The 22,152-nt window shown below is 67.8% G+C and carries 21 protein-coding genes; 16 read left to right on the top strand and 5 right to left on the bottom strand.

Going from position 1 to position 22,152, the window contains the following annotated elements:
- Positions 1-94 precede the first annotated feature (94 nt).
- Both AC07PZ_RS11815 and AC07PZ_RS11810 read right to left on the bottom strand, forming a co-directional pair.
- The gene (locus tag AC07PZ_RS11815; protein WP_495295280.1) at positions 95-880 is read right to left on the bottom strand and encodes an SDR family NAD(P)-dependent oxidoreductase; all 786 of its coding nucleotides are present in this window, start codon (positions 878-880) and stop codon (positions 95-97) included.
- Positions 877-1,323 carry a carboxymuconolactone decarboxylase family protein gene (locus AC07PZ_RS11810; RefSeq protein WP_495295279.1) on the bottom strand — a complete coding sequence of 149 codons (447 nt, stop codon included), beginning with the start codon at positions 1,321-1,323 and terminating at the stop codon, positions 877-879. The genes AC07PZ_RS11815 and AC07PZ_RS11810 overlap by 4 nt, the downstream gene beginning before the upstream one ends.
- 295 nt (positions 1,324-1,618) lie before the next feature.
- On the opposite strand from AC07PZ_RS11810, the gene AC07PZ_RS11805 reads away from it, so the two are divergent.
- The 6 genes from AC07PZ_RS11805 to AC07PZ_RS11780 are packed head-to-tail and all read left to right on the top strand — an operon-like array spanning position 1,619 to position 6,811.
- On the top strand, positions 1,619-2,809 hold the full coding sequence (locus tag AC07PZ_RS11805) for an acyl-CoA dehydrogenase family protein (protein WP_495295278.1): 1,191 nt from the start codon (positions 1,619-1,621) through the stop codon (positions 2,807-2,809).
- Positions 2,810-2,828: 19 nt separating this feature from the next.
- Positions 2,829-3,968 (top strand): acyl-CoA dehydrogenase family protein, encoded by a 1,140-nt coding sequence (locus tag AC07PZ_RS11800; RefSeq protein WP_495295277.1) that lies wholly within the window; start codon positions 2,829-2,831, stop codon positions 3,966-3,968.
- 50 nt (positions 3,969-4,018) lie between these two features.
- A complete protein-coding gene (locus AC07PZ_RS11795; RefSeq protein WP_495295276.1) occupies positions 4,019-4,453 on the top strand; it encodes a carboxymuconolactone decarboxylase family protein in 435 nt (144 codons plus the stop codon).
- Positions 4,450-5,364, top strand: a complete 915-nt coding sequence (locus AC07PZ_RS11790) for an NAD(P)-dependent oxidoreductase (RefSeq protein WP_495295275.1) — start codon at positions 4,450-4,452, stop codon at positions 5,362-5,364. Before AC07PZ_RS11795 ends, AC07PZ_RS11790 begins: the two co-directional genes overlap by 4 nt.
- Positions 5,361-6,161, top strand: coding sequence for an SDR family NAD(P)-dependent oxidoreductase (locus AC07PZ_RS11785; RefSeq protein WP_495295274.1), 801 nt, complete (start codon positions 5,361-5,363; stop codon positions 6,159-6,161). Before AC07PZ_RS11790 ends, AC07PZ_RS11785 begins: the two co-directional genes overlap by 4 nt.
- A 14-nt stretch (positions 6,162-6,175) precedes the next feature.
- Positions 6,176-6,811, top strand: a complete 636-nt coding sequence (locus tag AC07PZ_RS11780) for an EthD family reductase (RefSeq protein WP_495295273.1) — start codon at positions 6,176-6,178, stop codon at positions 6,809-6,811.
- Between the two features lie 36 nt (positions 6,812-6,847).
- On the opposite strand, the gene AC07PZ_RS11775 is transcribed toward AC07PZ_RS11780, so the two are convergent.
- From AC07PZ_RS11775 to AC07PZ_RS11765, 3 genes are all read right to left on the bottom strand, one after another.
- Positions 6,848-7,846, bottom strand: a complete 999-nt coding sequence (locus tag AC07PZ_RS11775) for a 3-hydroxyacyl-CoA dehydrogenase (RefSeq protein ID WP_495295272.1) — start codon at positions 7,844-7,846, stop codon at positions 6,848-6,850.
- Positions 7,843-8,301: a PaaI family thioesterase gene (locus AC07PZ_RS11770; protein ID WP_495295271.1), complete on the bottom strand. Its 459-nt coding sequence runs from the start codon at positions 8,299-8,301 to the stop codon at positions 7,843-7,845. The genes AC07PZ_RS11775 and AC07PZ_RS11770 overlap by 4 nt, the downstream gene beginning before the upstream one ends.
- Before the next feature lie 211 nt (positions 8,302-8,512).
- Complete coding sequence (locus tag AC07PZ_RS11765; RefSeq protein WP_495295270.1) at positions 8,513-10,168, bottom strand: sigma-54 interaction domain-containing protein; 1,656 nt, start codon at positions 10,166-10,168, stop codon at positions 8,513-8,515.
- Positions 10,169-10,445: 277 nt separating this feature from the next.
- Between AC07PZ_RS11765 and AC07PZ_RS11760 the strand changes: the two genes are divergently transcribed.
- From AC07PZ_RS11760 to AC07PZ_RS11715, 10 genes are read left to right on the top strand one after another with little or no spacing between them, the layout of a single operon-like run.
- A complete protein-coding gene (locus AC07PZ_RS11760; protein ID WP_495295269.1) occupies positions 10,446-11,225 on the top strand; it encodes an enoyl-CoA hydratase-related protein in 780 nt (259 codons plus the stop codon).
- A gap of 24 nt (positions 11,226-11,249) precedes the next feature.
- On the top strand, positions 11,250-12,941 hold the full coding sequence (locus AC07PZ_RS11755; protein WP_495295268.1) for a class I adenylate-forming enzyme family protein: 1,692 nt from the start codon (positions 11,250-11,252) through the stop codon (positions 12,939-12,941).
- On the top strand, positions 12,942-13,709 hold the full coding sequence (locus AC07PZ_RS11750) for an enoyl-CoA hydratase/isomerase family protein (RefSeq protein WP_495295267.1): 768 nt from the start codon (positions 12,942-12,944) through the stop codon (positions 13,707-13,709). It begins immediately after the preceding gene.
- Positions 13,709-14,452: an SDR family NAD(P)-dependent oxidoreductase gene (locus AC07PZ_RS11745; protein WP_495295266.1), complete on the top strand. Its 744-nt coding sequence runs from the start codon at positions 13,709-13,711 to the stop codon at positions 14,450-14,452. Before AC07PZ_RS11750 ends, AC07PZ_RS11745 begins: the two co-directional genes overlap by 1 nt.
- A 14-nt stretch (positions 14,453-14,466) precedes the next feature.
- Positions 14,467-15,633, top strand: coding sequence for an acyl-CoA dehydrogenase family protein (locus AC07PZ_RS11740; protein WP_495295265.1), 1,167 nt, complete (start codon positions 14,467-14,469; stop codon positions 15,631-15,633).
- A gap of 28 nt (positions 15,634-15,661) precedes the next feature.
- Complete coding sequence (locus AC07PZ_RS11735; protein WP_495295264.1) at positions 15,662-16,537, top strand: 3-hydroxyacyl-CoA dehydrogenase family protein; 876 nt, start codon at positions 15,662-15,664, stop codon at positions 16,535-16,537.
- 1 nt (position 16,538) lies between these two features.
- Positions 16,539-17,216 (top strand): 3-hydroxyacyl-CoA dehydrogenase family protein, encoded by a 678-nt coding sequence (locus AC07PZ_RS11730; protein WP_495295263.1) that lies wholly within the window; start codon positions 16,539-16,541, stop codon positions 17,214-17,216.
- On the top strand, positions 17,213-18,418 hold the full coding sequence (locus AC07PZ_RS11725) for a CaiB/BaiF CoA transferase family protein (RefSeq protein ID WP_495295262.1): 1,206 nt from the start codon (positions 17,213-17,215) through the stop codon (positions 18,416-18,418). Before AC07PZ_RS11730 ends, AC07PZ_RS11725 begins: the two co-directional genes overlap by 4 nt.
- Complete coding sequence (locus AC07PZ_RS11720; RefSeq protein ID WP_495295261.1) at positions 18,406-20,058, top strand: long-chain-fatty-acid--CoA ligase; 1,653 nt, start codon at positions 18,406-18,408, stop codon at positions 20,056-20,058. The genes AC07PZ_RS11725 and AC07PZ_RS11720 overlap by 13 nt, the downstream gene beginning before the upstream one ends.
- Positions 20,051-22,138, top strand: a complete 2,088-nt coding sequence (locus AC07PZ_RS11715; protein ID WP_495295260.1) for an oxidoreductase — start codon at positions 20,051-20,053, stop codon at positions 22,136-22,138. Before AC07PZ_RS11720 ends, AC07PZ_RS11715 begins: the two co-directional genes overlap by 8 nt.
- Positions 22,139-22,152: the final 14 nt, after the last annotated feature.

Here is a 22,152-nt window from a genome sequence, read left to right as displayed (position 1 = left end):
TGTTGTCTCCAATCATCAGAAGAATGCAGCGGCCTGGCGGGGCGCCATGTCGACACCGTCGAGCCGTCTGCGGGTGAAGGTCGATGCAATGCGCCTATGCGGCGCAATAGCCACCGTCGACCAGCAGGTCGGCACCCGTCATGTACGACGAGGCGTCGCTTGCCAGGAACAGCGCGGCACCTGTCATCTCGTCGGGATGGGCGAAGCGCTTCATCAGGTACTTCTGCGCGACTTCCTTGAGCTTGGCCTCGGCGTCGTCGCCATAACGGAAGGTGATCCGCCGTGTCGCCACCGCACCGGGCGACAGCGTGTTGACGCGGACACCCTGGTCGGCATGGTCGATGGCCATGTTCTTCGCGAGCATGATCAGCGCCGCCTTGGCCGTCGTGTACGACACGCGGCTGGCACGGCCGACCGAACCATGCATCGATGCGATGTGGATGACGGAGCCACCGCCCGCTTCGATCATGGCCGGCAACACGGCGCGCGACATCAGGTAAGCGCCGGTGAGGTTGACGCTCAGCACGCGCTGCCACTCCTGCGGATCGATCTCGAGAATGGTTCCCGAGTGGTCCAGCACGGCGGCACCGTTGACCAGAATCGCCGGACGCCCGAGTTGCTCGCGCACCCGTGCTGCCGCGTCGAGCGTCGAGCGCTCGTCGCTCACGTCGCAGGCCAGCCCGATGGCATCGCCACCGGCCTCGCGGATCGTGGCGGCCAGTGCCTGCGCGGCCGCGGCATCGTGGTCGAGGCACGCCACGCGCGCGCCCACGTTGGCATAGGCCCGCGCGATCGCGCTGCAGATGCCGCCGGCCGCACCGGTGATGACCGCGATCCTGCCATCGAGCCGGAACATCTTCTCGTCGATGGTCGCGTTCACTTGCCGCTCTCGCCGGGTTCGTCGAGCACGGACAGGTCGACGTCTTCCTCCTTGAGAACCCGGCGCGCAATGACGAAGCAATCGCGTGCGATCGGAATGCCGCAGTACATGCCGATGTGCAGCAGCACCTCGCGCAACTGGATCAGCGGCACCTTGGTGACCTTCAGCGCAATCCGGAAATGCAGCTCGAACTCTTCCATGCGGGCCCTGCCGGCGAGCATGCCGAGATTGATCAGGCTGAGTTGCTGCTCGCTGAGGATGCCGCGCGCCCAGGTGCGGCCGAAGATCTGGTTGGTCACGAAGAGCTGGTACTCGCGATCGAACGGCGTCATGGCGGCGACTGCGCGATCGAAGGTCTCGTCACCCAGCAGGTGACGCCTCACGGCTTCGCCGGCCGGGTCGAAGCCGAGTGCGGCGGATGGGGTATCGGACTCATTGCTCAAGGTTGTTGTCTCCTGTAATTTGTCGATGGAGCTATCGGTGCTCTCGATGCTCACAACGCAAATTCGATGCCATGCACGTGCGGTGTCCGCATGACTCTCACAGGGGTGTCCTTGGGCAATGGCGAGTGTCTTCGACGGGGGCGACCTGCGTGTCGAATGTCTGCGCTGCGGACACATTGGCACGGCAGAAGAGGCGGCATTGCGTTGCCTTCAGGAGAAGCGGGCGCGTCGCGTCGTCTCTCGTCGGCAAGGCATCAATGTTGCTTTGCAAGCCGATCTGCAGAAGGGGACATCCATGAAGTTGAACGACACGCCTGAGCATCAGGCGTTTCGCAGTGAGGTGCGCGAGTTCCTGGAATCGGCATTGCCGGCCGACATCCGCGACAAGGTGGTCCATCACAAGCGGCTGGGCCGGGAAGACCATGTGCGCTGGCATCGCATCGTGAACGAACACGGTTGGGCCGGTACCAGCTGGCCGGTGGAATATGGCGGCACGGGCTGGTCGCCGGTGCAGCAGCACATCTGGGACGAAGAGAGCAGCCGCGCCGGCAGCCCCGGCATCCAGCCGTTCGGCGTCAGCATGGTCGGCCCGGTCATCATGGCCTATGGCACGACGGAACAGAAGGCGCGCTACCTGCCGCGCATCCTGTCCTGCGACGACTGGTGGTGCCAGGGTTATTCGGAGCCCGGTGCCGGCTCGGACCTGGCATCGCTGCGGTTGCGCGCGCAGCGCCGCGGCGACGACTACGTCCTCAACGGGCAGAAGACCTGGACGACGCTGGCCCAGCATGCCGACATGATGTTCTGCCTGGTCCGCCACCACAGCGACGGCCGAAAGCAGGAGGGCATCTCCTTCCTGCTGGTCGACATGCGGACGCCGGGCATCAGCGTGCGGCCCATCGTCCTGCTGCATGGCGAAGCCGATGTGAACGACGTCTTCTTCGAGGACGTGGAGGTGCCGGTCGGCAACCTCGTCGGAGAAGAAGGCCGGGGCTGGACCTACGCCAAATACCTGCTCGGCCACGAGCGCACCAGCATTGCGGGTGTCGGCCGCTCCAGGCGCGAACTCGGCTATCTGAAGAGCCTGGCGGGCCGGCAACCGCATCGCGATGGATTCCTGATCGACAGCCCGCTGTTCGCGGCGGAAGTCGCACGTCTCGAAGTCGAATTGATGGCGCTCGAACTCACCGTGCTGCGCGTGGCTTCGCAGTCGTCGGGCGCGCCCGGGCCCCTGGCGTCGATGCTCAAGATCACCGGCACCGAAGTCCAGCAGCGCCTGACCGAATTGACGATGAAGGTCGCGGGGCCGGCGGCACTGCCGTTCGATCCGGACTATCTCGAAGGGCACAGCACACACTTCGCCGGCAGCGACGGTGAAGCGGCCGGGCTTGCATCGGCCTACTTCCAGTGCCGCTCGACCACGATCTATGGCGGCTCGACCGAGATCCAGAAAAACATCATTGCCCAGCAGGTTCTGGGACTCTAGAGAAGCGAGACAGACACCGATGGACTTCGAACTCTCCGACGAGCAGCAGCAATTCGCGCATGCACTGCGCAAATGGGTCGAGCGCGCCTACACCTTCGAGCACCGCCAGAAAGTCGCGCAGGGCGATGCCGGTACCGACGCCGCGGATTGGGCCGCCCTGGCCGATCTCGGCATCGTTGCGCTGGCGGTGCCACAGGACCGGGGCGGGCTCGGCGGCACGGGTGTCGATCTGATGGTCGCCATGCAGGAGATGGGGCGCGCCCTGCTCGTCGAGCCGCTCTTCGCCACCTTGCTCGGGTGCGCGTTCCTGCGTCTCGGTGACGGGCATGCCGACCTGTTGGAACGCGTGGCCGCGGGCCATGGGCGGCTGGCTTGTGCGCTCGGCGAAGGGCCGTCGCGCCACGACCTTCGCCACGTCGCCTGCCGGGCACAGCCGTGCGACGGAGGGTGGCGCCTGGATGGCAGCAAGGCCGTGGTGCTGCATGGCGCCGAGGCGGACACGCTGATCGTTTCTGCCCGTACCGCCGGACTCCCGCGGGATGAGCAGGGCATTTCGCTCTTCGTGGTGCCGGCGACGACACCCGGACTGGCGCGCCGGAGCTACCGGACCTTCGATGGCCAGCGCGCCGCGCAGGTCGAGCTCGACGGTGTCGTCGTGCCCGCGCAGGCCCTGCTCGGTGAGGCCGGGCAGGGTTGGCAACTGCTCGACGCCGCCTGCGACGCAGGCATCGCGCTGCTGTGCGCCGAAGCCGTGGGCGTGCTGGAAGTGCTCGGCGAAGACACGCTGCAGCACCTGCGGACACGCCAGCAATTCGGCGTGGCGATCGGCAAGTTCCAGGCGCTCCAGCATCGGATGGCCGAGATATTCATCCATCTCGAGCAGGCCCGCTCGATGGCGATCCTGGCGGCCGTCAGCTGCGATGCGGACGACGCGTCGCAGCGCCGCCGCTGCGTGTCGGCCGCCAAGATCCGCGTCGGCGAAGCGCTCCGCTTCGTCGGCCAGCAGGCGGTGCAGCTGCATGGCGGACTGGGCGTGAGCGACGAGATGCGCGTTGCGCATCTCTTCAAGCGGGCGACCGCGATCGATCTCTGCCTGGGCGACGCCGACCACCACCTGGAACGCTTCATGGCACGGCCGGACTTCGCGGTCTCGCACTGAACTGCCAGGACGACGGACCCGTCAAAACAATGGAAGACAAAGGAAAGACCATGGACCTGAATGCACCGACCACATCCACCAGCGAGTTCTGGGCCGAAGGCGAGGCCACGCGCCGCAAGATCGTCGGCGACCGCTATGTCGACGACATGCTGGCCGTCAAGAATGCCTTCGACGAGGAATGGCAGCGCTACTGCACCAACCAGCTGTGGGGCCGCACCTGGCAGCGCGGCATCCTGAAGCACCAGCAACTGAGCCTGCTGACCATCGGCATGCTCGCCGGGCAGGGCCGGATGGAGGAGTTCGAGATGCACTTCCGCATTGCGCTGAAGCACACCGGCGTGCCGTTGATCGAACTGCGCGAAGTGCTGCTGCACATCGGCATGTACTGCGGCATTCCGATTGCGCGCGACTGCTTCGTGATCGCACGGCGCATCCTCAAGGAAGAGAACGTCGATCTGTCCTCACTCGAATCGGCGGCCGCATGAGCACGCGGCTCGGCATGATCGGCATCGGCGACATGGGTCGGCCGATAGCGTTGCGCCTGTTGCGCGCGGGCTTTGCGCTCACCGTGCACGACACCAATCCGGCCGCCGTGGCGGACCTCGTCGCGCAGGGAGCTCGGCAGGCCGCATCGGCCAGGGACGTCGGCTCGCAAGCCGAGATCGTCCTGGCCTGCCTGCCGTCGCCCGCGATCAGCGAGCGCGTGGCGCTCGGCGAAGGCGGCGTCATCGAGGGCACCGCGGTCCGCCACTACGTGGAGATGTCGACCATCGGCTCGGCGGCCATGGCGCGGATCGCGTCGGGGCTGGCTGCGCGGGGCATCGCATTGCTCGATGCGCCCGTCAGCGGCGGCCCGACCGGCGAGCGCGCCGGGCGGCTGACCTGCTTCGTCGCCGCGCCGCGCGCGGCCTTCGAGCAGGCCGAGGCGGCATTGCGGGGCCTGTCCGATCGGCTGTTCCATGTGGGCGAGACGCCCGGGCAGGCGCAGGTGCTGAAGCTGGCCAACAACATGCTCAATGCCGCCAATCTGTCGCTGGCCATCGAGATGGTGCTGATGGCCCAGCGCGCGGGCATCGACGAGGCGATGGCCATCGACGTGATCAATGCCAGCACCGGCCGCAGCCGTGCAACCGAAGAGACCTTCAAGGCGCAGATCCTGTCGAGGACCTTCAATACCGGCGCCAAGCTGAGCATCCTCCACAAGGACGTGGTGCTGGCCAGCGAGCAGGCCGAAGCGCTGGGCGTGGAACACGGCGCGGCCGATGCCGTTCGCGCGATCTGGGACGCCGCCGTGGCGCAGGGCCATGGCGGGGAGGATCTCTCGCGGATCTATCACTTCATCGCCGGCCAGGCGAAGCCGTTGCACGCTGGCGCGCACGAAGGCGGCGCGCCATGAGCGGCACCGGAATCGGCGTCGGCGATGTGCCGGTCGCGGTCGTGACCGGTGGTGCCAAGGGCATCGGCCGCGAGATCTCGCTGGCGCTCGCGCGCGAGGGTTCGGACCTCATCCTGGTCGGTCGCGACCGCGCCGCGCTGGACGACACCGCCGCGCAGATCCGCGCGCTCGGTCGGCGCGTGCTCGGCGTGGCCGCGGACGTCACCGTTCCCGCAGAAGTGGCGCGCATCTCGGCGGCCGTGCGCGACGCGTTCGGTGGACGGGTCGACACGATCGTCACGGCCGCGGGCTTTCGCGATCACTACAACAAGGCGGTCGATGCGCTGGACATCCACGAGTTCGATCTCGTGATGCAGGGCAACGTGAACGGCACGTTGCTGCCCATCCGCGAGGTGTTGCCGTTCATGAAGGAGAAGCGCCGGGGCAAGGTCGTCGCGATCAGTGGCGTCTACGGCCTCAAGGGCAATCCCCGGCATGCGGGCGGCTGCGCGTCCAAGTGGGCCGTGGAAGGCCTGGTGCGCGTGATGGCGCTCGAACTGGGGCCCTACAACATCAACGTGAACGCGGTCTGCCCGGGCTATGTCGAAGGGCCGCGTTCGGCCGCGGGCATGGCGCGCGCCGCCGCGCTGCGCGGTATCGCCGCGGCCGACGTGCGCGCCGAACTCGAGAACGCGACGGCCATGAAGCGGCTGTCGACCGCGGCGGATGTCGCCGATGCCGTCTGCTTCCTGGCCGGTGAACGGTCGCGCAACATCACCGGCCAGGACCTCGTGGTCGATGGCGGCTGGATGCTGTAGCCGGACGCGCCGCCATGTCCTGCTGTGTGATCACCTTCACCCGACGCGCCACGGACGTTCCGCTGGCGCTTTTCCGCGATCAGGCCCTGCGGCACGCCCGCACGCTGGCGCCGCCGGCCGGCTGCACCGGCCGCGCGCATTCGCAGGCCGACGACCGTGGCTACCGCCATGGGGACCCGATCTTCGACGCGATGGACGAATACCAGTTCGAGGACCTCGCCGCGGCCCAGGCATGGCGCTGGCGGAATCCCGGCGTCGATGCGCTGACGTTGCTGGCACGGGTGGTCCCCGTGCTGCCTGGCGATGCCGTGCGGGGAGGCGTCAAGCATGTCGAACTGCTGAAGCGCCGCGCGGACATGGACCGTGCACCGTTCGCAGCCTACTGGCGCGACACGCATGGCCCGTTGGCGGCGGCCCTGCCGATGCTGCGCCGCTACACCCAGCTGCCCGCGAAAGACAGCGAGTACGCGCAAGGCCAGCCCCGGTTCGACGGCGCCGCCCTGCTGTGGTTCGACTCGATCGACGCGATGCGCGAGGGCGCCCGCCAACCGGCATTCCAGCTCGCGCGTGACGACCTGGTGCAGTTCGCCGACACGGCCGCGTCGGCATCGTTGCTCACGCGCGAGGTCTGGTCGTCTTCGCAGGGCTGAACAGCGGACGACGCGGGCCGGTGCCGGCGGCCGCGCTCAGCCGCTTCGGCCGGGCGTCTCCAGCGCCTCGGGCGGCCAGGGCTCCACGTCATGGCGGCGCTGGCTGCGCAGGCGCATCAGCATGCGGTCGCGCCAGCGCACGCGCGCGGCCCATTGGGCCAGCGGCAACATGGCGCGCCGCTGGCCGTCCACCGTGTCGACCAGTTCGGGAATCCACGGGTCGTGCTGGCCACGCTCGGCCCCCATGCGCTCATAGGCCGGACCCATCTTCGTCGCATGCGATGCGATGCCGCCGCGCGTATTGAGGTCGACGGTTTCGAACGGACCCATGAAGCTCCATCGCAGGCCGAGGCCGTCCCGCATCACCGTGTCGATGTCCTCGACGTTGGCGACGCCGTCGCGCACCAGGCAATAGGCTTCCCGCAGAACCGCACCCTGAAGCCGGTTGAAGACGAAGCCTTCCACCTCCTTGCGCACCCGCACAGGCGACAGCCCGGCCTGCCGATAGAGCGCCTCGGCGCGCGTCGCAGCCGATGGGTCGGTGAAGGGCGCGGGCACGATCTCGATGACCGGAATCAGGTAGGGCGGATTGCCGGGATGGGCCACGATGCAGCGTGCGCGTCCTGCCAGTTCCGACGCATACAGCGAGACCGGCAGGGCCGAGCTGGCGCTCGCCAGGATGGCCTCTGCGGGTGCCAGCGCATCGAGCTGCTGGAAGAGCTCGCGCTTGAGTTCGGCCCGCTCCGGCGCGCACTCCTGCACCAGCGCCACGCCATCGACCGCATCGGCCAGCGAATCGGTCACCCGGACGCGCTGTGCGACGAGCGCCGGCGATTCGCCCGCGAGCCCGAAGCGGTCGCAGTCGTCGAGGCAATCGCGCAGTTCCTGCAACGCGGCACTTCGCCGTTGCGCGTCGGGGTCGTAGAGGCTCACCTGCAAGCCGGCGCGGCTGAACACGACGGCAAAGGCCACGCCGATGCTGCCAGCGCCGACGATGGCAATGCGCACGGGCGCCTGGTCCGCGCGGCCCGTCATGGCTTCGCCTCTGCGATGGCCACCAGCTTGAATACGCCGCGTGCCACCGCCACCACCGCACCGGCCTCGTCGCGGGCTTCCGCGTCGCAGAAAGCCATCGTGTGGCCGCGCCGGGTGCAGCGGCTCTCGATGGTGAGCGAGGTGCGCGCGGGCCTGTAGAAATGGGTCGTCATGTCGATGGTGATCGCGCCGAGGCCGAGGGGATCGTCGGCGCGTGCCGCCGCGCTGAGCGTGAAGTCCATCGCGCTCATGATGGTGCCGCCATGAATGTCGCCGCGACTGTTGCCGAGATGCGGCTGCCATGCCAATTCGGTCCGGCATATGCCGTCCTCCAGGCGGACCGCCGTCAGTCCGATGTACGCCATGAAGGGTACGTCGATGCCGAAGTAACGCTTCTCCTCGTCCGGCGGAATGGAGGTTTCTATCGACTGTTCAATTGCGCCGTGAAGTGCCAAGAGTCCACCTTGTTGGATTGCATGAATGGCCCTCCTTGATCAGGGCATCGATGCCACTTCATGCAATCCACGTGCCAGAGCCAATGGCGTGCGAATCAGGTGAAACGGGGCTGTTGCGCGTGTCGAAGTGACTGCGCCGGGTACACGGCTGTTTGCCGAAAACGCACAAATGGCGATGTGTCGCCAGATCGAACCCATTGGACGGTCCGGACTAGAAACCCATCAGCGCCAGCTTCTTGTAGAGATAAGACCGCGAAATGCCGAGTTCCTCCGCCATGCGCTTCTTGTTTCCGTCGAACTGCTTCATCGCATTGCGGATGAGTTGCTCCTCGACCTGGCCGAGGGTGTCGCGTACCGACGGCGGGCCGGCCGATGTCGATGCGACCGGCAGCGTGTCTTCGGTGCCGGCGATCTCGACGGTCGGCGATCGCTTCAGCAAGGCCCGGAACTCGTCGATGGTCACCACGTCGGAGTCGGCAAAGATGCTGGCACTCTCCACCGCATGCATCAGCTGGCGAACATTGCCGGGCCAGCTCTGTTGCTGGAGATACGGAATCACGTCGGGCGCCAGGGACTTCTGCTTCGTCGAGTTCTTCAATGCAAAGTCGTAGAGCGCCTGGTTGGCCAGCAGCGGAATGTCTTCCAGGCGTTCGCGCAATGGCGGCAGATGCAGCGTGACGACACTCAGCCGATAGAAGAGATCGAGCCTGAATTCGCCCTTGTCGATCATCGACGGGAAGTCGCGGTTGGTCGCCGAGATGAGCCGGAAGTTCGAGACCCGCGACTTGTCGCCGCCGACGCGCTCGAACGTCCCGTCCTGCAGCACGCGCAGCAGCTTGACCTGGATCTCGAGCGGCATGTCGCCCACTTCGTCGAAGAACAGGGTGCCTTCGTTCGCCTGCTCGAACTTGCCCCGGCGGCCCTTGCGTTCGGCACCGGTGAAGGCACCGGCTTCATAGCCGAAGAGTTCGCTTTCCACCAGCGTCGCGGGAATGGCCGCGGCGTTCACGGTCACCATCGACTCGTCCCTGCGATTGCTCAGCAGATGGACGGCATGCGCCACCAGTTCCTTGCCCGTGCCGCTTTCGCCGACCAGGAGCACCGGCACGTTCAGGGGCGCGATCCGCGCGATCTGCTCCTTCAGCCGCTGTATGGCCTTGCTCTGTCCGATGATGCGGTCGAGCCCGTGGCGCTTTCCGAACTGGCCGGACAGTGCGCGCTGGTAGTAGGAGACTTCACTCTTGAGCCGCGCCACTTCGGAACTCAGCGTCTGCAACTGGTCGGGTCCCTTGAACATGATCTGGCCGATGGCGGCCACGATGTTTCCTTCCGCGTCAAGCACCGGCATGCGGGTGACGACACGCGTGGTCTCGCGCATCTGCTGCAATTGGCCGATCTCCGCCTTGCCGGTGCGGGCGACTTCATGCAGTCGCGTGTTCTCGATGACCTCGGTCACGTATTTGCCGACGGCTTCTCCCGGACCGAGTCCGAAGAATCGTTCGTGGATCGGACTCAGGAAGCGGATGAACCCGTTGCGGTCCACCACCGTGAGCGCCTGGTACGGATTGGTGAGCAGATGCCGCAGGATGTCGTCGGCACAGTCGACAGTGGCGGCGAAGTCGAAGAGAACGTCGTGGATGCCGCGTTCGAACACCAGGAAGACGGTCGCTTCCTTCGACGCGATGGCGACCACCGACAGCCCCTTGCCACCGGCTTCGACCGCAAAGAGCCCGCGCTGCGCCGTTCCCTGCCTGCGCCATTCCACCCGGAGTACCGACACGAGTTCTTCGCTGATTGCAGCGCCGCTGGCAAAGAGGACTTCCTCCTTGGCCGAGAGGACCAGCGTGCCAAACGTCTCTTTTCTCATTAGATATTCCAAATTACCGGACTTGTCTCGATCGAGTGTTCGTGTCTTCGGGGCGAACACATCACGCGGTGCGGTGGCAGTGTTTGCATTCTATGAAGACACTTTGATGCCGACTATTCACCATTTCCTTAGTCGACTCCTTTTCGCCTGGCATTGCGCAAGAACGAGGCCCGGGGGGAGAAAGGCCACTCGATGCACCTCGACATGGCGATGACGGCGCGCGTGGCATGGAAGGTGCTTTTTAGACCTCCAGAAAACACATCTGGAGACAAAAGCAGTGACATACGAAGAGATCATCTATCGCGAAGACGGACCCGTCGGAACCCTGACCCTGAACCGTCCCGATGACGGCAACATGTTCACCGAGAAGATGTGCCACGAGATCCGCGACTGCATCAACGAAGTCCGTCGTGAAACGCGCACCCGCGTGCTCGTCATCACCGGTGCGGGCGACAAGTTCTTCTGCATCGGTGGGCGCAAGAACGGCATGGAAGAGACGACGCTCTACGCGGGCGTGCTGCCCACGTTGGAGATGTATGAAAGCATCGATCGCCTGCAGAAGCCGGTGGTCGCCTCGGTCAATGGATTCGCGGTGGGCGGGGGCAACGTGTTGCAGATGGTGTGCGACGTCACCATCGCCAAGGAAAGCGCGGTGTTCCGCCAGGTCGGTCCGATGATGGGCAGCTTCGATGCCGGCTATGGAACCTGGTATCTCGAAGACCTCGTCGGAAAGAAGCGCGCCAAGGACATCTGGTTCCGCAATCCCAAGATGAGCGCGGCCCAGGCCCGCGAGATGGGCCTGATCAACGAAGTGGTGCCGGACGGGCAACTGCAGGAAGCGACCATGAAGATGGCGCTGGAGATCGCCGACCGGGGCGCCTTCGCGCTGGCGTCGATCAAGGCGGCCTTCAACGCGCGGCACGGCGGCGTCGGCGGACTGTCGCGCATGGCGCACGACCTGTTGCTGCGCACCTACCTCAAGACCGACGAGTCGAAGGAGCTGTCGAAGGCCTTCGCCGAACGGCGCTCGCCCGACACCGACACCTTCGGTCACTGAGCCCGCGGCTCGGTTCGGCACCCCATGGGCAAGATACTTACCTTGCACGACCCGCGCAGCGCGCGCGGGTTCTATCTCAACGGCACCTGGCAGCCCGACACCATGTACGGGCTGCTGCGCAGGCATGCGACCCAGCGCGGCAGTGCATTCGCCCTGCGCGACGCGAAACGCCGGCTGACGTGGTCGGAGCTGCTCGGGCTGGTCGATCGCGTCGCCTGCGCACTCGACGAGGTCGGCCTGCGGCAGGGCGACCGGGTGTCCGTCTGGCTGCCCAATCGCGTCGAAGTGGTGGCGGTGTTCCTTGCGTGCTCGCGCAACGGCTATGTCTGCAACCCTTCTCTCCACGAGAACTACACGGGCGCCGAGATCGCCGACCTCATCGAGCGCATCGAGAGCCGCGTGCTGTTCGCCCAGCCCGGCCACGGCGCGGATGCCGCGACGCGCGACCCGCTGGCCGCGCTGGTCGGCCTGCCTTGCCTGAAGGCGATCTTCGCTCTCGACGCGCAGGTTGCCGGCATGTCCGCGCCGGAGGGCACGCGGCCGTTTCCCGGCGACGCGGTGGCGGCGGTGCCGGTGCCATCGATGGCGCTGGAGCCGCCGAGCGCAGACCCGGACAAGGTGGTGTACCTCGCCTTCACTTCGGGCACGACGGGCAAGCCCAAGGGTGTCATGCACAGCGACAACACCCTGCTCGCCAACGGCAGGGCGCTGGTGTCCGACTGGGCGCACGACGACCGCTCCGTTGTGCTCACGCTGAGCCCGATGAGCCATCACATCGCGACGGTCGCGCTCGAACAGAGCCTCGTCGCCGGATGCGAACTCGTCATGACGGATCGCCGTTCGGCGGTCGAACCCATCGACTGGATCGAACAGACGGGTGCCACCTATGTGATGGGTGTCCCCACGCATGCCATGGACCTGCTGCGTGCCATGGAAGGCCGCGGCACGGTCGGCCTCGGCCAGGTGTCGATCTTCTACATGGCCGGCGCGCCGATACCGCGAGACATCGCCGGGCGGTTCCTGCAGATGGGCATCACGCCGCAGAACGTCTACGGCATGACGGAGAACGGCTCGCACCAGTGCACGCGGCCGACCGACGATGCGGAGACCATCGTGTCGACCTGCGGCAAGGCCTGCACCGGCTACGAAGTCAGGCTGTGGCGGCAGGACGATCCGGACACCGAGGCGCCGCCCGGCGAGATCGGCGAGATCGGTGGCCGTGGCGGTCTGCTGATGCTCGGCTATTTTTCCAATCAATCCGCGACGGAGCAGTCGTTCAATGCGAGCGGCTGGTTCATGAGCGGCGATCTCGGCCTCATGAGCGACGACGGCAACCTGCAGATCGTCGGCCGCAAGAAGGACCTGATCATCCGCGGCGGCCACAACATCCATCCGGCGCGCATCGAGGACCTCGCACACAGGCATCCCCGGGTGGCGAAGGCCGCGGCCTTCGGGGTGTTCGACGAACGACTCGGCGAGAAGGTCTGCCTGGTCGTCATCGCGGCCGGTCGGGCGCCGTCGGCCATCGAGATGCTCGCACACCTCGACGCGCAGGGCCTGTCGAAGTTCGACATGCCCGAGTACTACACGGTCGCCGACGCGTTCCCGCTGACGGCCAGCGGCAAGGTGCTCAAGCGCGAACTGGCGGAGTGGGCCCGCAGCGGCAGGCTCCAGCCTCAGCCGGTTCGCCATGTCTCGCAGGCAAGGGAGTCCTGAATGGCCATCCGACTGAGTTTCGAAGAAGAGTTCGCGGTGCTGCGGATCGAGCGGCCGGAAGCGTTGAACGCGCTGAGCTTCGCGCTGATCCGGGACATCGGCAAGGCCCTGGAAGAGGTCGACCGCTCGGCGGCGCGCGCGCTGCTGGTGACGGGTGCCGGCGAGAAGTCGTTCTGCGCGGGCGCGGACATCAAGGAGCTGATGAACCGCTCGCTGGACGAACAGAAGCGCGGGGCCGAGCTGGGCCAGTCCGTGTTCGCGGCGCTCGACAGGCTGCGCATCCCGTCGGTGGCTGTCGTCAATGGCTACGCCTTCGGTGGCGGCTGCGAGCTGGCACTGGCCTGCACGTTCCGGCTGGCCGCGCCCCAGGCGCGCTTCGGGTTGCCGGAAATCAAGCTCGGCCTGATTCCGGGCTACGGCGGCACGCAACGGCTGCCGCGGCTGGTGGGCGAGGCCAGGGCGATGGAGATGATCCTCACCGGGCGGACCGTGCTGGCCGACGAGGCCTTGCGCATCGGACTCGTCAACCGCATCGTCGATGCGCCGCTGATGGACGCCGCGACGGCTTTCGCACGCGAGTTCACCGGCTTCGGCCGCCTCGCGCTCCAGTTCGCCAGGGAAGCGGTGCAGCGCGCGTCGCAGACCACCTTGACCGAAGGCCTGCGCATCGAGGCCGACCTGTCCACGCTCGCCTACCGCACGGCCGATGCCGATGAAGGCATGAAGGCCTTCGTCGAACGGCGTCCACCCGCTTTCAAAGGTTGCTGATGAATTCAACTTGTATCGTCGTCACCGGCGCCAGCCGCGGCATCGGCGCGGCCATCGCATCCCGGCTCGCGCAGGCCGGCCGGCAGGTCGCCTGCCTGTCGCGTTCGGGCGCGATGCCCGCACTGAGCGGGCTTGGCGAAGAGGCCGCCGCGCGCCTGCTGCCGATGGCTTGCGACGTCACACAGCCCGGCGCCATGCAGGCCGTGCTGGCGGAGATCGCCGCGCGCGGCCATGAGATCGCCGGGCTCGTGAACAACGCGGGCGTCCACCTCGACGCGCCGTCCGCCACGGCGTCGCTGGCCCACTACGAAGAAGTCATGGGAACGAACGCGACGTCGGTCCTGCTCGGCTGCCAGGCCATCCATCCGTACCTCGCGGCGCGCAAGAGCGGGCTCATCGTGAACCTCGGTTCGTTCTTCGAGAAGCTGGGCGTCAAGCGCAATCTCGCGTACTGCGCGTCCAAGGCAGCGGTAGGTGCCATGACGCGCTGCCTGGCCGTCGAATGGGCCGGCGACGGCATCCGCGTGATCGACGTGGCACCCGGCTACATCCATACCGACCTGAACCACGAGGCGATGACGCAGGGGCCGCTGCGTGCCTACCTGGACAAGCGGATCCCGGCGCGCCAGCCCGGCACCGCCGACGACGTGGCCCGCCTGATCGCCGGCCTCTACACGCTCGACATCCCCTTCCTCACCGGGGAAACGATCTACATCGACGGCGCCCAGGGCGTCGCACATTGAAGCGGAATCCAGAAATGAACATGTTCGATCGGCTCGACGCCTCGTTGCGCCTGAATGGCGACGAGAGGATGCTGCTGGACAGCGTCACCACCATGGCGCGGGAGCGCATCGCGCCACGCGCCGAAGCGCACGACCGCGATGCGTCCTTCCCCTGGGACAACGTGCGCGACATCAACGCGCTGGGGCTCAACGCGATGTTCGTGCCCGAGGAATACGGTGGTGCCCCGCTGTCGTACCAGTGCTATCTGGCCTGCGTCCGCGAGATCTCCAAGGCCTGCGCGTCGACCGGCATCATCTGGGCGACCAACTTCCATGGCATGAAGCCGCTGATCGAGTTCGGTACCGCCGCGCAGAAGGCCCGCCTGCTGCCGCGCATCGCGGAAGGCGGACTCGGGGCGCTGGCCATCACCGAGCCCGGTGCGGGTTCGGACGCCACCGGCATGCAGACCACGTTCCGGGAAGAGGGCGATCACATCGTGATCGAGGGCGGCAAGACCTTCATCAGCAACGGCGACGTGGCCGACCTGTACCTGGTGTTCGGCAAGTGGGCGGGCATCGACGATCCGAAGAAGGCGATCTCGGCGCTGATCGTCGAGAAGGGCACGCCCGGCCTGTCGGTGGTGCGCCTGGAGGACAAGATGGGCACGCGCGCTTCCGGCACCGCCACGCTGGCCTTCGACCGTTGCCGCGTGCCGCGCGACAACCTGCTCGTCGCGCCCGGCGCGGGCTTGCGCATCCTCTTCGCGTCGCTGAACCGGTCGCGCCCGAGCGTGGCCGCCCATGCGCTCGGCATCGCGCGCGCGGCCTTCGAGGACACCGTCGCCTACATCAACGAGCGGCGCCAGTCCGGGCGCCGGGTCATCGAGTTCCAGGGCGTGCAGTTCATGCTGGCCGACCTGGCCGCCGAACTCGTGCTGTGCGAGTCGTGGCTGTGGCGCCTGGCCGAGTCGGTGGACGCCGGCGCGCAGGACTTCGGCATCGAGGCCTCGGTGCTCAAGATGCGCGCGAGCGACCTCGCGATGCGCATGACGACCGACGCGGTCCAGCTCTTCGGCGGCTACGGCTACTGCAAGGACTACCGCGTCGAACGCCTGATGCGCGACGCAAAGATCACGCAGATCTGGGAAGGCACCAACCAGATCCACCGGCAACTGATCGGCCGCAGCTTTCTGAACAAATGACGGGAACACCCGTCCGCTGGAGACACACATGAAAGAGATCATGACAGTCGGCATCGCCGGCTGCGGAACGATGGGTGCGGGCATCGCCATCGTCTGTGCGCGCGCTGGCTTCAAGACCCGCGTCTTCGACATGCGCGCCGATGCCGTGGCGCGGGCCCGCGACCAGACCGAAGCCTTCCTGCGCAAGTCGATCGAGCGCGGCAAGCTCGCGCCCGAGCGGCTTCCCGAGGTCATGGACAACTGGATCGGCACGACCACGCTGGCCGACCTGGCCGATTGCGATCTGGTCATCGAAGCCGCGTTCGAGAACCTGCAGGTCAAGCACGACATCTTCTCGGCACTGGATCCGCTGTGCGGCGCCGACACGCTGTTCGCGTCGAACACGTCGACCATCTCCATCACCGAGATCGCGGGCGGTTCCGGCCGCGCGGACCGGTTCGTCGGCATGCACTTCTGCCTGCCGGCGCAGTTGATGAAGCTGGTCGAGATGTCGCCCGGGCTCAACACCAGCGACGACACCTTCCAGCGCGCCTGGGCATTCTGCGAAGCGGTCGGGCAGAAGCCGGTGCGCACGCAGGACTCGCCGGGCTTCATCCTCAACTACTTCCTCATCCCGTTCAACAACGACGCGATTCGGCTGGTCGAGCAGGGCGTGGCCGAGGCGGCCGACATCGACAGGGCGATCAAGACCGCATTGGGCTATGCGATGGGGCCGCTCGAACTGCTCGACCTGGTCGGGATGGACACGCAGCGCCTGCTGTGCGAGGCCATGCACGGCGCGACCCACGAACCGCGCGCGGCCTGCCCGCCGCTGGTCAAGCGAATGATCGCCGCCGGCCATCTCGGCCGGAAGAGCGGGCAGGGTTTTCACAGCTACCGGGACAGCCGGATGTACGGAGCCTGAGATGTCGAACTACCGAATCGTTTCGGCCGGCGAGAGCCGGTCCTTTCCCTCGTCCGACGCGTCCGACGCGTCCCACGCGTTCCTCGAAGCCGCGCAGCCTGACGGTGAGGCGCTGGTCATCATCGGCAGCGGCGCCGGCCAGGCCTTCCGGCAGGCCGGTGCGCCCGGGCGGCATGCCTTCGTCGCCATCGAACTCGGCACCGAGTGCCTGGGTGCGCACACGGGTGAGTCGCGTGGCCTCGAAGGCTCGAACGTCGTCGGCTTCGCGCGCTATCGGCTGGGCGACGCCGCGCCGTCGAATCTGATCGAACTCGTGCGCCAGCCGGCCACGCCGGACGCCGTGCTCCAGGCCGCGCGCACCGCGTTCGAAGCCGCCGGGCTGATCGTCGCCGTCTGCAATGATTTTCCCGGCCGCATCGTCGACCGGCTGATCCGCCCGTACTTCAATGCCGCGCTGCGCCGGCTCGACGAAAGGCTCGCGACGGCCGACGACCTGGACAAGACGCTGTGTCTCGGCCTGGGCTATCCCGAAGGGCCGATCAGCCTGCTCGAGCGCACGGGGCTCGCCCATCACCACGACGTCAGCGCGGCGCTGTATCGGGCGCTGGGCCAGGAGCCCTACGCGCCCGCGCGCCGGGCGCAGGTGGCCAAGCAGCGCAGCCTGCAGGACGGCCAATGAGCGCCGCCCGGTCGTCCGAAGGTGCCGCCCCGGGCCGCGGCCCGCTGTCGGGTGTGCGTGTCGTCGACTTCAGCACGCTGCTGCCCGGACCCTTGTGCAGCCTGTTGATGGCCGAGGCCGGAGCCGAGGTCATCAAGATCGAGCGGCCGGGGAGCGGCGACGAGATGCGCTCGTATGCGCCGCGCTTCGGTACGCAGAGCGTCAACTTCGCGCTGCTGAACCAGGGCAAGCGATCGCTGGCGCTGGACCTCAAGAACGCGGCGCACCTGGAGCAGGTCCTGCCCCTGGTGCGCGATGCGGACGTGCTCATCGAGCAGTTCCGTCCGGGTGTCATGGCACGCCTGGGGCTCGGCTACGACGCCATGGCCCAGCTCAATCCGAAGCTCGTCTACTGCTCCATCAGCGGCTGGGGCCAGCACGGACCGATGGCCGACGTGGCGGCACACGATCTCAATTACCAGGCCGAGACCGGCCTGCTCGGCCTGACGGCCGGCGTCGACGGCATGCCGGGCATTCCGCAGGCCCTGGTCGCCGACATCGCCGGCGGCGCCTATCCGGCCATGATGAACATCCTGCTGGCGCTGCGCGCGCGCGACGCCGACGGCCATGGCCGGCACATCGACGTGTCGATGGCGGACAACCTCTTCTCGTTCATGTACTGGGGGCTGGGCAACGGCTTCTCGGCCGGCCAGTGGCCCGTGCCCGGGCGGGAGCTCGTGACCGGCGGCACACCGCGCTATCAGGTCTACCGCACCCGCGACGACCGCTACCTGGCCGTCGCCCCGCTGGAGCAGAAGTTCTGGGAAGCCTTTCTTCGGGTGATCGAGGCTCCCGCATTGGTCGACGACGCGGCCGATCCGGAGGGCACGCGCGCCGCCGTGGCGGCCATCGTCGCCACGCGCTCGGCCGACGAGTGGATGCAGCGCTTCGACGGTGTCGACGCCTGCGTGTCGGTGGTCAAGTCGCTGCAGGAAGCCGTCGACTCGCCGCACTTCCGGGCGCGCGGATTGTTCGACGGCCGGATCGAGAGCGACGACGGCCGCGCCATACCGGCAATGCCGCTGCCCATCGACCGGCGGTTCCGGCCGCATGCGATGTCCCCGAGTCCTGCGCTCGGCGAGCACAGCGCCCAGTGGCCCGGCACACCGCCCGGCACACGTCCGACTCTCAACTCCAGCGAGGTTTCTTCATGCAAGGAATGATGCAGGACTGGCCCCTGCTGTGCCACCGGATCATCGAACACGCGGCGCGGCAGCACGGCGCGCGCCGCATCGTCACGCGGTCCGTCGAAGGGCCGATCGAGGTCACCGACTATGCGCAGCTGCACCAGCTGGCGCTGCGCATTTCGAAGCGCCTGTCGGCCGACGGCATCGGCTTCGGCGACCGCGTGGGCACGCTGGCCTGGAGCACCGCACGCCACCTGGCCTGCTGGTACGGCATCGCGGGGCTCGGCGCCGTCTATCAGCCCGTCAACCCGCGCCTTTTCCCGGAGCAGATCGCCTACATCATCAACGACGCGAAGGACCGCATCCTCCTCGTGGACACCAGCTTCGTGCAGTTGCTCGAAGGCGTGGCCGACCGGCTGACCGGTGTCGAACGCTACGTGGTGCTGACCGATCGGGCGCACATGCCGCAGACCACGCTGAAGAACGCCGTCTGCTTCGAGGACTGGCTCGACGGCGTCGATGCCGACTTCGCATGGGGCCGCTTCGACGAGAACACGGCCGTCACGCTGACCTACACGTCCGGCACCACGGGCCAGCCGAAGGGCGTGGTCTATTCGCATCGTTCCGTGAACCTGATGTCGCTGACGGGCTGTGCGCCGGACATGTACGCGTTCTCGTCGCACGACGTCGTGCTGCAGGTCATTCCGATGAGCCATGCCAATGGCTGGTCGTGGCCGTTCTCGGCACCCATGACAGGCGCCGGCCTGGTGTTTCCCGGCGCGCGGCTGGACGCGGCCTCGCTGGTCGAGCTGCTCGTCGACGAGCACGTCACCATGAGCGGCGGCGTGCCGACCGTGTGGCAGAGCATCCTTGCGCAGCTCGCCGGCACGCGGCAGCGTCTGCCGGACCTGCGCCGCGTGTACATCGGTGGCTCGGCCTGCTCGCGCGCCATGCTGGAGGAGTTCCGCAACGTGCATGGTGTCGAGGTGCGGGCGGGTTTCGGCATGACGGAGATGGGGCCGATGTCCGCCGTCGGGTCGCTGCTGCCCGAGACCGCCGCGCTCCCGCCCGAACAGGAGATCGCCATCCGCCAGACCCAGGGCCGGCCGCCGTACCTGGTGGAGTTCCGCCTGGTCGACGACGCCGGCAAGGTGCAGCCGTGGGACGGCGTCAGCCAGGGGCATCTGCGGGCGCGGGGGCCGTGCATCGTGCAGGCCTACCACGGCCAGCCGGCAGGCAGCGCACTCGATGCCGACGGCTTCTTCGACAGCGGCGACATCGCGACGATCGACCGCAACGGCTACGTGCACCTGACCGATCGTGCCAAGGACCTCGTGAAGTCCGGCGGAGAGTGGATCTCGTCGATCGACCTGGAGAACTGGGCGGCCAGCTTCCCGGGCGTGCACGAGGCCGCGGTGGTCGGCGTGGCGCATCCCAAATGGGACGAGCGCCCGTTGCTGCTGCTGGTCGCCAAGCCGGGTGTGACGCTCGACAGGGACGCCGTCCTCGCCTTTCTCGGCGAGCGCGTCGCGAAGTGGTGGTTGCCCGACGACGTGGTGATGGTGGACGAGATACCGCACACCGCCACCGGCAAGATCAACAAGGTCACGCTGCGCCAGCGCTACGCGGCGCACTATGCCGCGCCGGTGCCGAAGCGCCACCCGCTGGATGCCTGACGTGACGCAGGCCCGGCCCTTGCCATCCACGGCCGACCACGGCTTTCCGCTGCTGTTGTCGCCGCTGCGCGTCGGGCCGATCGAACTGCGCAACCGCGTGGTCATGGGTTCGCTGCACACGCGGCTGGAGAACGAGCCCGACGGCATCCGCAAGCTCGCCGTCTTCTACGAGGCACGCGCCCGTGGCGGCGTCGGCCTGGTCATCACCGGCAGCGTGTCGCCGAACCGCGAGGGGCGCGTGGAAGAGGACGGCAGCGTGCTCGACTCGGTGGCGGCCGTCGAGGACCACCGCCCCGTCGTGGCGGCGGTCCACGGCGCGGGCGCACGCATCGTGATGCAGGTGCTGCACGCCGGCATCTACGCGAAGCATCCGCAGCTCGTCGGCCCGAGCGGCAGGCGTTCGCCCATCAACCGGCGCGTGCCGCGGGCGCTGACGACCGACGAGGTCGAAGCCACGGTGGACGACTTCGTGCGGTGCGCCGAACTCGCTGCGCGCGCGGGCTACGACGGCGTGGAAGTGATGGGCTCCGAGGGCTATCTCGTGAACCAGTTCCTGGCGCCGCGCACCAACGACCGGACGGACGGCTGGGGCGGCTCGCTGGACAAGCGCATGCGCTTCCCGACGACGATCGTGCGGCGCATCCGCGAGCGGATGGGGGCCGGCTTTCTCGTCGTGTACCGCATCTCGGCCATCGACCTGGTCGAAGGCGGCATGACCGCGGACGAGATCGACACACTGGCCCGTGCGGTCGAAGCCGCGGGTGCCGACGTGCTCAACACCGGCATCGGCTGGCACGAGTCGACCGTGCCGACCATCGCGACGATGGTGCCGCGCGGCGCCTTCGCCTTCGCGTCGGCACGGCTCAAGCGCGCGGTGCGCATCCCGGTGATCGCGTCCAACCGCATCAATACGCCCGAGGTGGCCGAAGCGATCCTCGAAGCGGGGTCGGCGGACCTGGTGTCCATGGCGCGCCCGCTGCTCGCCGACCCGGACTTCGTGGCCAAGGCAGCCGCCGGCCGCGGCGACCGGATCAACACCTGCATCGGTTGCAACCAGGCCTGCCTCGATCACATCTTCAGCGGCCGCCTCGCGACCTGCCTGGTCAACCCGAAGGCCTGCCACGAGACCGAGTTCGACGATCGCCCCGCGCCGGGCCGCCGCCGCATCGCGGTGGTGGGTTCCGGCCCCGCAGGGCTGGCCTGTGCGGCGACCGCCGCGGCGCGAGGCCACGACGTCACGCTGTTCGAGGCCGATCGCGCGATCGGCGGGCAGCTCAACATGGCGCGGCGGATTCCCGGCAAGGTTCAGGAGTTCGGGGAGCTGATCCGCTACTTCGGCCAGCAGGTGAGCGCGAGCGGCGTGACCGTGCGCGCCGGCGTGCGGGCCGACTGGCAGATGCTGGTGGCCGGCAGGTTCGACCGCGTCGTCGTCGCCACCGGCATCCGGCCGCGCACGCCCGACATCGACGGCATCGACCATCCCAAGGCCGTGAGCTACCTGGACGTGATCCTGGGACGGGTGCACGTCGGTGCGCGCGTCGCGATCATCGGCACGGGCGGCATCGGGCACGACGTGGCCGAGCTTCTCACCGCAGGCCATGCCGGCGACGCATCGGTCGACGAGTTCCTGGCGGGCTGGGGCGTCGACATCGCGATCTCGACGGCGGGCGGCCTGGGCCAGCCCGCAGCGGCCCCGGCCGCGACCGCGACCGCGACCGCACGTGGGCGGGATGTCACGCTCTTCCAGCGCACCATGCAGACACCGAAGGCCAGGCTCGGGCTCAGCACGGGATGGATCCATCGCACGCAGCTGGCACGCCGCGGCGTGCGCACGGTGATGGGCTGCACGTACACCCGCATCGACGACGAAGGCCTGCACTACACGGTGGACGGCAAGCCGGCGGTCTGCGCGGCCGACCACGTCGTGATCTGCGCCGGCCAGGACCCCGACCAGACGCTCGTCGCCCCGCTGCGGGCGGCCGGCATGGAGGTGGACCTGATCGGCGGTGCGCGGGTCGCCTCGGAGCTGGACGCCAAGCGCGCCATCGACGAGGGCACCCGGCTCGCCTATTCGCTCTAGCGACGGGCTGCATG

The sequence above is a fragment of the Variovorax sp. GW821-FHT10B04 genome (assembly GCF_059415645.1).
This window is presented reverse-complemented; position numbering and strand designations above follow the sequence as displayed.